Here is a 242-nt window from a genome sequence, read left to right as displayed (position 1 = left end):
ACCCTAAACAGACTAAAGTCTCTCTTAATCGAAGTAGGAAGTATTGGCCCAAAGTCAAAGAAAAGGCCCTTTCTCCAGCCCTGAGAAAATAGAACCATTACCGCTACATCATCAGGAATATCAAGCCCTTCAAAAGTAATCTCCTGAAAGTCAACAATATCACCATCGAAAACAGGATCTCCTTTCTTAACAGAACGTCTTACCCTAGCCCTCCCTATGATTTCCAATTCATTTATATATAC

The 242-nt window shown here is 39.7% G+C and carries 1 protein-coding gene; it reads right to left on the bottom strand.

The genetic code is table 11. The features are described from left to right. The coding region (locus AC0IYH_RS33570) for a hypothetical protein (RefSeq protein ID WP_471838764.1) at positions 1 to 242 on the bottom strand (242 nt) is incomplete at both ends.

Source organism: Pseudomonas sp. AC463 (assembly GCF_979253585.1).
The sequence above is the reverse complement of the archived record's forward strand: the minus strand, read 5'-3'. Positions and strand labels throughout refer to the sequence as shown.